Raw genomic sequence first — 12,225 nt, 5'->3', positions numbered from 1 at the left:
GAGTTAAGGGAGGAATCAGACATGGGTGCACATCCAGGCTTCACATCGACCGGTGCGATTTTGGTGCTCTTTATTTTACTTGTCATCATTTCCCGTTCGTTGTTTGTCTAATTCCGATCGAGCAGCAACGTACAGTGGTACCAAGCGGCCCGCCGTCCCTTTAAGGGGCGGTGCAGCCGCTTTTTTGCATTTCTAGTTCACGGCTGTTTATATCTAGCCAGACGTCAGCTACCAGAAAAAAAAGCATAAACCAGCGCCTCAGGGCACTAGTCTATGCTTTCACATTTATATTCTCACTTCACACTATTCCTACTTCATACTTATTTTCTCAAGCATTACGATAGGCAGTACTTCACCAGCGCGTCGCAGACCCCGCTGTCGTTGTTAGTTCCAGTAACCGCGTTTGCCGCTGCTTTGACCTCGAGTGGTGAATTGTCCATCGCAACACCCAGTCCAGCGTAGGTAAGCATTGAAATATCATTATAATAATTCCCGATGGATAAGACTTCCTCCTGAGGAATCCCAAGTTGCACAGCCAGATTCTTCAGCGCATTCCCCTTGGAAGCCTCAGGATGCATGAAGTCTACAAAAAACTCGCCGCTGCGCAAAATGTTGTACTGCTGCGTCCAAGTACCCCATTCACGTTGTGCTTCATCCAGAATGTCCGACTGGGTGAAAACCGTAAATTTTACTATCGGTTCACGAAAATCATCCCAGGCCGGCAGCGAAGCAGGCATAATCCGGAAGTGCTCGTACATAAAATTAGCCTCTTGGGTCAAATTCTCCACATTATCGACGTACATATCAAAAGCGGTATTAACATCGAAATGGATATCATGCTGCCGGCAATACTCAATGTAAGGGTCAAGTCCACGGGCATCCAGCCCAAATTGATGCAGCACTTTGCGGTCATTGACTCGGACAGTCGCCGCTCCGTTGTGGCCCAGCACATACCCCGACAGGCCCATTTCTTCCATAAATGGAATCGAGTTCTGCGGGCTGCGGCCTGTGCATAATACTATCTGGCCCCCCAGCCGCGTAACCTCAGCAATTGCCTCTTTATTCTCATCACTTAAGTGGTGATCATCATTCAACAGTGTTCCGTCTACATCCAGCGCAATCAGTTTGTATCTCATACCCCACCATCCTTGTCTGTCTTTTATATCTATATATGCAAGCTTACAAAACCCCCGTCAACTAAGACACGTACTTTAATTAAGCCGGTATTAAATCAGCAGCGGGGCTATATCTCATGTTTCCTGCCGTCTGCACCGAGCAGACTCAGCTCTTCTGCCGTCAACTCCCGGCAAGCGCCCAATGGCAGGCTTTCGTCCAGCTTCAAATCCCCCATAGACACCCGCTTCAGAAACGTCACTTTTTTGCCAACCGCAATAAACATCCGCTTCACCTGATGGAATTTCCCTTCAGTAATGGTTAGGGAGATTTGTGAGGTGACATTGCTGCCGCGCTCCCTGCCAAGGATTCTCAGCTGTGCCGGGAGAGTCACATAACCATCTTCCAGCTCCACACCGGCGGCAAATGCAGCCACATCCGTTGCGTCTACTTCGCCCTCCACGACCGCCTCATACGTCTTCGGCACATGTTTTCGCGGGGATAGCAGCTCATGGGCGAGCTTGCCGTCATTGGTAAGCAGCAGTAGTCCAACCGTATCCTTGTCCAGTCTCCCGACCGGAAACGGCTCGAACTGCGCATACCCCGGCTTCAATAAATCAAGAACAGTCCGGTCCCGTTTGTCTTCTGTAGCAGACAAGACACCCGGGGGCTTGTTCATCATCAGATAGATATGCTCGCGGTACAGAATCGGCTCCCCATTGAGCTCTAACCTGTCAAGATAGGGGTCAACATGAAACCCGCTGTCCTTTACCACCATCCCATTAACAGTAATCAACCCCTGCTTCGCCTGCTTGCGGATGTCACTGCGGGAACCTGCGCCCATATGGGACAGCACTTTATCGATCCGTTGTTTCTTACCGTTATTTCCCGAAGCCCCCATGCCTTATGTCCACCTCCAGCCAGCCGGATATTCATTCTTCAGCATTCCGTCCTGCCACTTCGCCCAGCCTGCGCTGTACCCGTCGATACAGACCAGCACATACCCTTTGAGTGCACTGCCTGGCTTCACAGACAATCGTTCTGCCGGAATAGATAATGTTTCGCCCTTAAGATAGGAGACCGCTTCACCGCTGCTGCCCGACAGGGAAAGACTGCGGCAACTCTCCTCCGGGTGCAGGGCGGTAGCGAGCGGATGCCCGGGAATAAACCGGCCGCTGCGCACATGACCTACATACCAGCCTGGACGGATCGTCTTCAGTCCATTCAATGCTTCCTTCGGCAATGGCGAGATGTACAAATGTTCGCCGAACCATACGGGATATCCCGCAGGCTGCCAGCCGAGCTGCTCCTTGAAGAAATCGGCATAGGCGGCAAGCAGTGTCTCTTCTCCTATGCTTTGCTGTTCTCTGCCGGAGCCGTTGCCGGATTTGCCGAATGCACGGCCGCCTTTGCCACGTCCTCTTTCCGCTTTACCTCCAGCAGCTTTAGCTGAAGGTGATGCTTTGCCAGATTTGTTCCGCGCAGCGATCCCAAGCGCAATGTCCCGGTCTCCGCCTTCCTCTTCCGGAGCGAGGCTCCCATCATGGCGCAGCACGGCCATGAAATGCCCCTCGCCCTTGACCTTATGCGGCCACAGCCGGGCCGTCTCCGGCAATTCGCCGAACCCCGGCGCGAAAGAGCCTGTGCCGCCTGCCGGAACCGGTGAGAACCGGGGATGTGCGGCCAGAAAACCGGCTATCGTCCCCTCATTCTCTTCTACCGCAAACGTGCAGGTCGAATAGACCAATGTCCCGCCGGGCTTCAGCGCCGCAGCGGCAGAGACAAGAATGTCCCGCTGCATCGCCGCATATTTCTCCGGCGTTCCCGGCTCCCACTGCTTCACCATGTCTTCATCCTTGCGGAACATGCCTTCACCGGAGCATGGCGCGTCGATTAGAATCCGGTCAAAGAACCCGGGGAATGCTGCTGCGATCCGTTCGGGGCTTTCATTCAGTACAATGCCGTTGCGGACACCGTAAAGCTCCAAATTTTTAGCCAAAGCCTTGGTCCGCTCCGGATGAAGATCATTGCTAACCAGAAGACCTTCACCTTGCAGCTTAGCGGCGATCTGCGTAGATTTGCCGCCCGGTGCGGCACATAAATCCAGCACCCGGTCACCTGGCTGCACATCAAGCAGCTCTACAGGAGCCATTGCACTCGGCTCCTGAATGTAATACAGGCCGGCATGGTAATACGGATGTTTACCGGGTCTGGCGCCTTCCCCGGTATAGAACCCGGCCGGACACCAGGGAATCGGCTCCAGCTCAAAAGGTGCCAGCGCCAGCAGGTCCTTCACCGATATTTTCAAGGTATTGGCGCGGATACCGCCATAAGGAGTTTCCTTGTAGGTCTCCGCAAACTGTTCATACTCTGTTCCCAACAGTTCTTTCATCCGCTGCGTGAACGAGCCGGGCAATTGTGCCGCCATGTTGCTTTCCTCCTGCTTGTTGTTTCTGAATGTAGGAATGAATAATTCAAGGAACACCCCGGTGGAGTGCTCCTTGTTGTCTTGCTGTATTTATTGCTTCATTTGCGGTGGGGTGAGTGAACCGGCCGCTGGGGCCCCCTGCGCTGCGGCAAGTTGGGTGTAATCCGGGCAGCTGCAATCTTTACAGCCTCTTCCAGACCGGGATCTGTAATTTCAAGGGTCAGATCATAATAGGGAAACGGCTGTTCATCATAGCCTTCCAGCTTGCGGACATATTCACCAGTCTCCTGTACAAGCTTCGCAAGATGAATTCCCAGCGTTTCATCCGGATACTTCTGCAGCACATTATGGGCCCCGCCCAGCATAATCCTCCCGCCGCGCACATTCCCGTTGCGGAAATGATACAACCCGACCGCTACCTGAAGAAATGCTTTGTACAGCGGATCACGGTCTTTGGCCAGCCACAGCTCTTCAAGCACCTCATGACATTCGAAATAATCTCTGTCTCTATTGAAATAGACCAGGTACGCCAGATACAGCGGTTCATAGACCATCCGGCAGACTGTCCTTCTTTGCATTAGAGAGCAGCTCACGCACATGGTCCAGCAATTCCTTCATCGCATCCATATCCTGAGCCTGCCAGATCACATTGAAACGTTCCTGGCTTTCAATCGCCTCGTTCACCAGATGATAGAAATACAATTGATGAATCGCCTTGAGCAATTGAGTCGTCATATTGGAATTTTCTTCGAAGGTTTTTTGAGCCTCCAGAATTTCTTCACGGATGCTGGACATTTCACTGTCCAGTATGGAAGCGGCCTCTGCTGCCGTCTTGAGCCGCACCCGCATTTCATCGGGCAGGCTTTCACGGTATTTATAGTTCAGCGAATGCTCGATGGTTGCCCAGAAATTCATCGCCAGTGTGCGGATCTGAATCTCGGCGAGCACAATCTTTTGCCCCAGAGCCGTCTGAACAGGATATTTAATAATCATATGGAAGCTGCGGTAGCCGCTTTCCTTGTAATTGGTGATGTAGTCCTTCTCGTAAAGCACTTCAAGATCCTTGCGGGCACGGATATACTCCGCCACTCTGCGGATATCCTCAACGAATTGGCACATGATGCGTATGCCGGCGATATCCTCAATGCCTGTCTCCAGATCTTCCATCTTCACATTCAGCCGCTTGGCCTTCTCCAGAATGCTGGACAGCCGCTTCACGCGTCCGGTTACGAACTCGATCGGCGTATATTCCTCTCTCTTCTTGAGCTCCGAGCGCATCGTCTTGAATTTAACCTTGAGTTCCTCCACAGTCTGTTCATATGGAAGCAAAAAAGTTCCCCAGTCCCTGCCGTCCATCGCCTTCGTCCTCCTGTCCATTCATCCTTCAGTGATGATCAGCGCCCACCGCTTCTAGGATATTACGGAATCCGTCCCGCCGCAGAAGCTGCCTAAGTCCGGCATGCAATCTGCGGTTAACCTCCGGTCCTTCATAGATGAGAGCTGTATAAATTTCAACCAGGCTGGCACCCGCCCGGATTTTGTCGTAAGCATCCTGGCTGGTAAAAATACCGCCTGAACCAATAATCGGCAGCTTGCCGCCGGTCTGGCGATAAATGCTGCGGATAATCTCTGTGGAACGGTCGCGCAGCGGTTTGCCGCTGAGGCCCCCTGTCTCTCCGGCTTTGTCACTCTTCAGCCCCTCACGGTTAAGTGTGGTGTTCGTAGCGATCACACCGTCCACACCGGCTTCAGAAAGTGTATGTACCATATATTCAAGCTCGGTGTCGCTGACATCGGGAGCAATCTTGACCAGCAGACTTTTGGCCATACCGCTTTTCTCACGCTGGAGTTCCATTTCCTCTTTCACTTGGGCCAGCAGGTTTGATAATTCACTGCCATGCTGGAGACTCCGCAAATCCGGTGTATTCGGAGAGCTGATATTAACCACAAAAAAATCACCGTACGGATAAAGCGTACGGATACACTGCCGGTAGTCCTCATGTGCTGATTCATTTGGGGTCACTTTATTGCGCCCGATATTGACCGCCACAGGAATTCTGCGTTTCTTCAGCACCTTCAGCCGCTGGGCCATGGCTTCTGCGCCTTCATTATTGAAGCCCATCCGGTTAATCAGTGCTTCGTCCGGAAGAAGACGGAATAACCGCGGGCTGTCATTGCCCGGTTGGCTCTTGGGCGTAACCGTACCCACTTCCATAAATCCGAAGCCAATTGACGAGAAGCCGCCCACCGCTTCAGCGTTCTTATCCAGGCCTGCAGCAAGACCCACCGGAGTAGGGAAATGCAGACCGAACAGGTCTACCGCAAGATCGGCTGTCTCTGGGACGCCGTACATCAAGCGCATGGCCGCACTGCCGCCCGGAACCAAGGCCCCTTTGTTCAAACCGCCTATGACGAGATGATGTGCCTTCTCCGGGTCCATTTTAAAGAAAATTGGTTTACCTAAATTTCGATACAGCACCGTTCTCGCTCCTTCAAGGGATAATACGTTATTTCCCGCGACTCCCCGTTTCTCTTGGTTTCTTCTTAATTTTATCCGTTTCGGGAAGAAAAGAAAAGTTTTTTGCCCAGGTGATGCCTGCGAGCGAAATGCAGAGTATAGTATTTTTCTTGCAAACGCATTACAATGTAAGGGTAATCACTGATCAAGAGAGAAAGAAGGATGACCCGTATGTCAACTAAACGCAAACCTCCTACACTCCAGCAGAAGAAAGAAGAAGTCAACCGCAAAGCAATTCTGTGGATTAGTGTAAGTCTGGCCTTGCTGGTTCTTCTTATTATTGTTCTATTTCTTGTAGCAGGTAATTAATTCAGCCAGTGGTAGACTTTGTGGGGGTTGGTCTGATTTTGAGGTGCTCCAGAGGGAAAGGCTTCCTCCGGATGCAGCAGCTCCTCAGGCAGAACCCCTTTAGTAATCTGGACCTTCGTTCCCATCGGTACCATGGCGAATAATTCCTCCACATCTTTGCGGTTCATCCGGATACATCCCAGCGATTCATCTTTGCCTATGCTGTCAGGCTCGTTTGTGCCGTGTATGGCATAGTTGCTGTCCGAAAGCTGCATCCCGCGGCTGCCGAATTCCCCGTTGTCATGGCCATTCGGATTGACCACCTTGTCTGTGATCGCAAAAGTCCCTTCAGGTGTTTTGTCGCCGCCGAGCCCAATCTCATAGTTCCGCAGAATTATCGAGCCGCTGGTCACTGCCAGGCGGTGTTTTTGTTTATCTACAATAATAGTCAGCGGTGCTGTAAAAAAGGGCATTTCCGCCGCTGCATCACGGCTTGCTTCAGGAGACTTGCTGCCCTGGCCAGCTGCAGGAATCCCTGTTGCCGTGGCAGTAGCCGGCTTGGCAGTAGCCGCCGGGGCCTGCGGGACTGCCGGGGAAGCTGCCGCACGCAGCGAGGCGAACTTTGCTTTCATCAGCGGAGTCGTCCCACCCAGCCAATTCCCCGGGAACGGCGCCTCCAGTTCTCCAAGGGATTTCGGCAGCACGCCCTTGCTGCTCTTGTAGGATCGCATGGCGCTCCACAGCACTGCCAGCTCCTCCTGGTCCTCTTGCCATCCTGCCGCCTGTTTCTTCAGCTCTGCTGAATCCGGGGGCTGGCAGGCACAGACCGCCGAATTGTAGGATTGGTATACAATCCGACCTTCCTTACTCTTCTCCAGCTTTGCCTCGAGCGGCAGCTTCTTCTTCCATATAAGCCATTTGCCGGAGCGCTCCATTCGCAGGATCGCCGTTGAGCCGGTCGGCTGGCTGTTCTGCAGCAAGCCCGCCAGCGCTTTGCCAGGTCCGGCAGCATCCCCCGGCTGTGCCGTAAAGGATAGCTTCACCGGGGCCGGAGCAGGCTGTACTCCAGTCTCTGGCACGACCGTTGCCGTAAGTTCCTCTGGTAAATCTGCCGGAGCTCCGCCGGCAATCTCTGGAGCCGAGTTGTCCGTTTCACCGGGACCGGGAAGGGTACCCGGCGCAGCTGCATCCGGCAGAAACACCAGCAGCAGCAGAACTAGTGTTAACAGAACACGGCGCATTCTCTGCTTGTTCTGGTGACGCTGCCGGGCAGCCTGGAGCAGGCCGTCTTCATATTCACGCAGCATTTCGGCCGGCACCTTGCTGTGCTCGAAAGCTTCGTATACTTCACCGGCCTGATTGAAGCAGTAATTCGCTTTGCCTTGCTGGCCGTTCTTATAGTATTCCTTACCAAGCAAGTACCATGCCATCTTGTTTTCAGGATGCAACTGAACATACGCCTTAAGATGCTGCGAGTTTTTCATCGGGGCCTCCGCGGGTTTGTGATTCTTTCCTTATATATATCGGTCAGTCCGTCAAAAAAAGACATCCCCCAACCGAATTTACGCCGGCGAAGAGATGTCTTTATGTAAATATAAGGTTCGCGCTGAGCGATCCTTATATCCTGTAGTCAACGAAAAACGTTTTGGATTAACCTTCTTTATTAAAAGGAACATCCGCAATTTTGATGGAGTCCGTTGGGCATCCATCTGCAGAATCCTGCAAATCGTCGAACAAATCATCCGGAATTACAGTACACCCGCGATTGCTGTCATTCTCGTAGATCACTTCTGCCAAACCTTCATCATCATAATCAAAAATATCAGGGGCCGTCGCGCCACAAGCACCACAAGCGATGCAAGTATCTTTTTCGACCCAAGTGTATTTAGCCATTTTTTCTCTGCCTCCCGTTAAACAATACAGCCTGCTGTAGCAGCCTGTTATTTTTCTCATATTAATATAAATAGAATACAATTTCAATTAGTTTTCAATTCGTTTCCATTTTCGACGCATATTCCATTGCTTGAATGTCCATGCCGGGCAAGGCTTTTCTCATATTTTATCAGGATCAACACTTTCGAGATTGTCCTTCTGCAGTGAGGTGCCGCGCTCCTTATGATTGCGGAGGCGGGCCGAGTGGCTGTCACTGAGCATGCCGGCCGTCAGCACCGCATTCTCTCCGAATTTGTTGCGCAGCATATCCATCGTTTTGTTCAGGGACTCCTTCTTCGGCTGACGTTCATAATCGAACAAATCCAACTGGATAGCGGAGTCCTCCTTGGGGCTCAGTCCCTGCAGGGTAACACCCAGCAGTCGTACCGGCTTGTCCCCTTTCCAGTGCTTGGCAAACTGCTCACACACCGTCTTATAGATGTCTTCTGCGCTTTCTGAAGGAGTCTCCAGCTGGCGCGACCGGGTAATGGTCTTCATGTCGGGTGTGCGGATCGTAAGCTGCACACCTGCTGCCACCAAGCCCTGCTTCCTCAGCCGCCGGGCAACCTGGTCGCTAAGATTCAGCAGAATTGGCCGGGCCTCTGCCAGACCGACTACATCTCTCGGCAAGGTTGTCGTATGCCCGATTGACTTGCTCTGTTCGCGCTCAGGATTCACAATGCCGTGGTCAATACCGTTGCCCGCCCGTTTCAGCCATGAGCCCATGACCCCGAAATAATCCACCAGCATCTTCTCATCAGCCGCAGCCAGCTGGCCGATGCTGTAGATGCCAAGCTTCCGGAGCTTTTCGGCTGTTTTTCCGCCGATGCCGAACATTTCATTACATGGCTTGTTCCACAAAATATCCGGCACATCACGCAGCCGGAGGACGGAGATTCCGTTGGGCTTTTTCAGATCCGAGGCAATTTTGGCCAGCAGCTTATTGGGGGCAACCCCAATGGAGCAAGGCAGTCCAAGCTCCTCCATGATCCGGCGCTGGATGGCCCCGGCAATCTCCAGCGGAGTCCCGAACTGTCTGGAGCCGGTAATGTCGAGATAACATTCATCTATTGAGACTGCTTCAAGCAGCGGAGTATAGCTGTAGGCAATCTGCATGAATGCATTCGAATACTTGCGGTATAGATGAAAGTTCGGTTGAATAACAATTAAGGATGGACAAATCCGGAGTGCCTTCTGCACCTGCATGCCTGTTGAGATTCCCAGCCTGCGTGCAGCATAGGAGCAGGTGACAATAATCCCCCTCCGCAGCTCCACGCTTCCGGCAACCGCCGTCGGTTTGCCTTTGTATTGCTCCGGATCCTCCGCCTCATGCACTGAGCAGTAGAACGCATTCATATCCACATGCAGAATAACCCTGCCGCTCGTTGGGTAATACTGATCCACGTTCTGCACAATATCTACCTTCTTATCTTCAGGGTTTCCATTGTCGGATTTAGCATACCTCTTCAACTGCCGGAAGGTCAACAAAAGCAGAAACGCTGTAAAGTTCTTTGTTACATTCCCGCGTAAAAATGCTATAATATAAAAATTCATTTCCCTTAAGCGGATGCTTCCGAAACAAATTCTGTACGGAGTAAATCCAGGAAGCCATTCTCACAATACTTTTAGGAGGACTCCCATGTCTAAGTCCATCTCCATCTTCGATACGACACTACGCGACGGCACCCAAGGCGAAGGCATCAGCCTGTCGGCGGATGATAAGCTGAAGATTGCCAGAAAACTCGATGATCTGGGTGTGCACTACATTGAAGGTGGCATCCCGGGAAGCAACAATAAGGATATCGAATTTTTCAAAAGAGTCAAGGAATTTCATTTAAATGCCAAAATCACCGCATTCGGCAGCACCCGGCGCAAGAACTCTGTAGCCGAGAACGACGACAATCTCCAAAGAATGATTGATGCCGGCGTACCGGCGGCTACACTAGTCGGGAAATCGTGGGATTTCCATGTGCATACTGCCCTACAAACTACACTAGAAGAGAATCTGGCGATGATCGGAGACTCCATCGCTTATCTGAAACGCAAAGGCCTCGAAGTGATCTTCGATGCTGAGCATTTTTTCGACGGCTATAAGAACAATCCGGAGTATGCAGCTGCCGTCCTGGCTAAAGCACGGGAAGCCGGCGCGGACTGGCTGGTCATGTGCGATACAAACGGCGGCACACTCCCGAATGAGATTCAAGACATTGTATCCGGTATGGCCGGGTCCCTTCCGGGCGCTTCGCTGGGTATCCATACCCATAATGATTGTGAGCTTGCGGTCGCCAATACACTCAGTGCCATTGGCGCAGGTGCCCGGCAGGTGCAAGGCACAATCAATGGTTATGGTGAGCGCTGCGGCAATGCCAACCTGTGCTCTATCATTCCCACGCTGCAGCTTAAGATGGGCTATCACTGTATTCCGGGGGATTCCCTCCCCCAGCTGACCAACACCGCACGCTTCGTGAGCGAAGTCGCCAATGTGAATATGCCGGTTAATCAGCCTTATGTTGGAACGGCTGCATTTGCCCACAAAGGCGGCATTCACGTCTCTGCGATCATGCGCGACTCGCGTACCTATGAGCATATTGCTCCTGAACTGGTGGGCAACAAGCAGCGCGTGCTGGTCTCTGAGCTGGCCGGCCAGAGCAATGTCCTGTCTAAAGCCCAGGATATGGGCCTCAGTCTTGACCCAAGCAGCGAGCAGGCCCGCAAGGTGATTGACAAGATCAAGAACCTGGAGCATCAGGGGTACCAATTCGAAGGCGCCGACGCCTCACTGGAGCTGCTGCTGCGTGAAGCCACCGGCGAGATGAACGAGCTGTTCACTTTTGAATCCTTCAAAATGCTTGTGGAGAAGACAGCCGGCAGTCCGGTCGTTTCCGAGGCCTTCGTCAAGCTGAAGGCCGGCGGCGAGAGCCTGTATACCGCTGCAGAAGGCAACGGTCCGGTCAACGCGCTGGACAATGCGCTGCGCAAGGCGCTGCTGCCCTACTTCCCGCAACTGGATGAGATGCATCTCTCCGACTATAAGGTTCGTGTGCTGGATGAACAGGATCAGACCGCTGCAAAAGTACGGGTTCTGATCGAATCCAGAAATTATACTAATACCTGGAGTACGGTTGGAGTATCCAGCAATGTCATTGAGGCCAGCTGGGAAGCATTGGTCGACAGTATGCGTTATGCCCTTTTGGGACAAATCTCACTTGAAAACGACAAGAAGTCCAGCAGTGAGCCTAGAGGCTTAGTCAACCATTAAAGATTTGATCTCACAAATCTCAGACAAAGCCCCCCTGCAGCCGGGAAAACACCCGTTTCGCAGGGGGGCTTTAATCGTTGCCCTTTCTTTAAGAGCCGGTTAGTGTGATGATTTTCTTCTCCAGCTCTTCGGGAGTCAAGACGCCGAGAATAATCTCGGAGATCACCCCGTTTTTGTCAATTAGTACATTGGTAGGAAATACCGCACCGTTATATTTATCAAACACCTTGCCCTTTAGATCAAACATGACCGGAAAGGACAGCATATATTTTTTGATGAAACGTTCGGCGTTGGGCTTATAATCCTGGCTGGTCACATTGATGCCATAAATATCAAGAACATTCTTATATTTAACAGCCATCGCATTCAGCTCTGGAGCCTCCAGCTGACAGGGTTCACACCAGGAAGCCCAGAAATTAAGCATCAGCGCCTTCTCCCTAGGTCCTCCTACGTCGTAAACAGTGCTGTCGTTTCCCTGCAAAGTGAAGGATGGAGCCAGCAAGCCAGCACCTGCGCCGCTTTCCAGCTTGGTCGATTGCTGCACTACCGGTACTGACTCGGGGTCAGCCCTGAATTTATGCGCAATTACGAGAACGGCCAATATCACAATCAAGGCCACAACAGTTACATTTCGTTTATCCACAGCTCTCATGGGAAGACCGTTCCTTTGCAAATGGGATGGTTTGC

General features: G+C 52.1%; 13 protein-coding genes. 3 read left to right on the top strand and 10 right to left on the bottom strand.

Annotated elements, in window-relative coordinates; all coding sequences use genetic code 11:
• Positions 1-21 precede the first annotated feature (21 nt).
• Positions 22-111 carry a YjcZ family sporulation protein gene (locus NST07_RS12100; RefSeq protein ID WP_218642532.1) on the top strand — a complete coding sequence of 30 codons (90 nt, stop codon included), beginning with the start codon at positions 22-24 and terminating at the stop codon, positions 109-111.
• A gap of 224 nt (positions 112-335) precedes the next feature.
• On the opposite strand, the gene NST07_RS12095 is transcribed toward NST07_RS12100, so the two are convergent.
• From NST07_RS12095 to NST07_RS12070, 6 genes are all read right to left on the bottom strand, one after another.
• Entirely contained in the window at positions 336-1,136 is an 801-nt protein-coding gene (locus tag NST07_RS12095) for a Cof-type HAD-IIB family hydrolase (protein WP_342481638.1), read from the bottom strand.
• 107 nt (positions 1,137-1,243) lie between these two features.
• Positions 1,244-2,014, bottom strand: a complete 771-nt coding sequence (locus tag NST07_RS12090) for a pseudouridine synthase (RefSeq protein WP_342481637.1) — start codon at positions 2,012-2,014, stop codon at positions 1,244-1,246.
• Positions 2,015-2,017: 3 nt separating this feature from the next.
• Positions 2,018-3,541, bottom strand: coding sequence for an RsmB/NOP family class I SAM-dependent RNA methyltransferase (locus NST07_RS12085; RefSeq protein WP_341091912.1), 1,524 nt, complete (start codon positions 3,539-3,541; stop codon positions 2,018-2,020).
• 98 nt (positions 3,542-3,639) lie between these two features.
• Positions 3,640-4,119: a DUF309 domain-containing protein gene (locus tag NST07_RS12080; protein ID WP_342481636.1), complete on the bottom strand. Its 480-nt coding sequence runs from the start codon at positions 4,117-4,119 to the stop codon at positions 3,640-3,642.
• Positions 4,085-4,897, bottom strand: a complete 813-nt coding sequence (locus NST07_RS12075; RefSeq protein ID WP_038589698.1) for a GTP pyrophosphokinase family protein — start codon at positions 4,895-4,897, stop codon at positions 4,085-4,087. Before NST07_RS12075 ends, NST07_RS12080 begins: the two co-directional genes overlap by 35 nt.
• A 28-nt stretch (positions 4,898-4,925) precedes the next feature.
• Entirely contained in the window at positions 4,926-6,020 is a 1,095-nt protein-coding gene (locus tag NST07_RS12070; protein ID WP_341091906.1) for a quinone-dependent dihydroorotate dehydrogenase, read from the bottom strand.
• Positions 6,021-6,230: 210 nt separating this feature from the next.
• Between NST07_RS12070 and NST07_RS12065 the strand changes: the two genes are divergently transcribed.
• The gene (locus NST07_RS12065; RefSeq protein ID WP_341091905.1) at positions 6,231-6,368 is read left to right on the top strand and encodes a hypothetical protein; all 138 of its coding nucleotides are present in this window, start codon (positions 6,231-6,233) and stop codon (positions 6,366-6,368) included.
• Here the strand turns inward: NST07_RS12065 and NST07_RS12060 are convergent.
• The 3 genes from NST07_RS12060 to NST07_RS12050 all read right to left on the bottom strand — a co-directional run bounded on the left by NST07_RS12060 (position 6,365) and on the right by NST07_RS12050 (position 9,692).
• On the bottom strand, positions 6,365-7,831 hold the full coding sequence (locus NST07_RS12060) for a L,D-transpeptidase (protein WP_341378171.1): 1,467 nt from the start codon (positions 7,829-7,831) through the stop codon (positions 6,365-6,367). The two genes, NST07_RS12065 and NST07_RS12060, sit on opposite strands and share 4 nt — an antisense overlap.
• A gap of 166 nt (positions 7,832-7,997) precedes the next feature.
• Entirely contained in the window at positions 7,998-8,240 is a 243-nt protein-coding gene (locus tag NST07_RS12055; RefSeq protein ID WP_341091901.1) for a ferredoxin, read from the bottom strand.
• A 159-nt stretch (positions 8,241-8,399) separates the two neighbouring features.
• On the bottom strand, positions 8,400-9,692 hold the full coding sequence (locus tag NST07_RS12050; protein WP_341097627.1) for a DNA polymerase IV: 1,293 nt from the start codon (positions 9,690-9,692) through the stop codon (positions 8,400-8,402).
• A 226-nt stretch (positions 9,693-9,918) separates the two neighbouring features.
• Here NST07_RS12050 and cimA point away from each other — a divergent pair, with 226 nt between their 5' ends.
• Positions 9,919-11,538 (top strand): citramalate synthase, encoded by a 1,620-nt coding sequence (cimA, locus tag NST07_RS12045; RefSeq protein ID WP_341091899.1) that lies wholly within the window; start codon positions 9,919-9,921, stop codon positions 11,536-11,538.
• Between the two features lie 88 nt (positions 11,539-11,626).
• Here the strand turns inward: cimA and NST07_RS12040 are convergent, their stop codons facing one another.
• Positions 11,627-12,190 (bottom strand): TlpA disulfide reductase family protein, encoded by a 564-nt coding sequence (locus NST07_RS12040; protein ID WP_341378170.1) that lies wholly within the window; start codon positions 12,188-12,190, stop codon positions 11,627-11,629.
• Between the last annotated feature and the right edge of the window lie 35 nt (positions 12,191-12,225).

The sequence above is a fragment of the Paenibacillus sp. FSL L8-0340 genome (genome assembly GCF_038593145.1).
Taxonomy (GTDB): domain Bacteria; phylum Bacillota; class Bacilli; order Paenibacillales; family Paenibacillaceae; genus Paenibacillus_AQ.
The sequence above is the reverse complement of the archived record's forward strand: the minus strand, read 5'-3'. Positions and strand labels throughout refer to the sequence as shown.

Bases quoted from the DNA above. Each gene is read 5' to 3' on its own strand.
- NST07_RS12080 (WP_342481636.1), bottom strand. From the start codon at position 4,119: ATGCAAAGAAGGACAGTCTGCCGGATGGTCTATGAACCGCTGTATCTG.
- NST07_RS12085 (WP_341091912.1), bottom strand. From the start codon at position 3,541: ATGGCGGCACAATTGCCCGGCTCGTTCACGCAGCGGATGAAAGAACTG.
- NST07_RS12060 (WP_341378171.1), bottom strand. From the start codon at position 7,831: ATGAAAAACTCGCAGCATCTTAAGGCGTATGTTCAGTTGCATCCTGAA.
- NST07_RS12065 (WP_341091905.1), top strand. From the start codon at position 6,231: ATGTCAACTAAACGCAAACCTCCTACACTCCAGCAGAAGAAAGAAGAA.
- cimA (WP_341091899.1), top strand. From the start codon at position 9,919: ATGTCTAAGTCCATCTCCATCTTCGATACGACACTACGCGACGGCACC.
- NST07_RS12090 (WP_342481637.1), bottom strand. From the start codon at position 2,014: ATGGGGGCTTCGGGAAATAACGGTAAGAAACAACGGATCGATAAAGTG.
- NST07_RS12095 (WP_342481638.1), bottom strand. From the start codon at position 1,136: ATGAGATACAAACTGATTGCGCTGGATGTAGACGGAACACTGTTGAAT.
- NST07_RS12040 (WP_341378170.1), bottom strand. From the start codon at position 12,190: ATGAGAGCTGTGGATAAACGAAATGTAACTGTTGTGGCCTTGATTGTG.
- NST07_RS12055 (WP_341091901.1), bottom strand. From the start codon at position 8,240: ATGGCTAAATACACTTGGGTCGAAAAAGATACTTGCATCGCTTGTGGT.
- NST07_RS12075 (WP_038589698.1), bottom strand. From the start codon at position 4,897: ATGGACGGCAGGGACTGGGGAACTTTTTTGCTTCCATATGAACAGACT.
- NST07_RS12100 (WP_218642532.1), top strand. From the start codon at position 22: ATGGGTGCACATCCAGGCTTCACATCGACCGGTGCGATTTTGGTGCTC.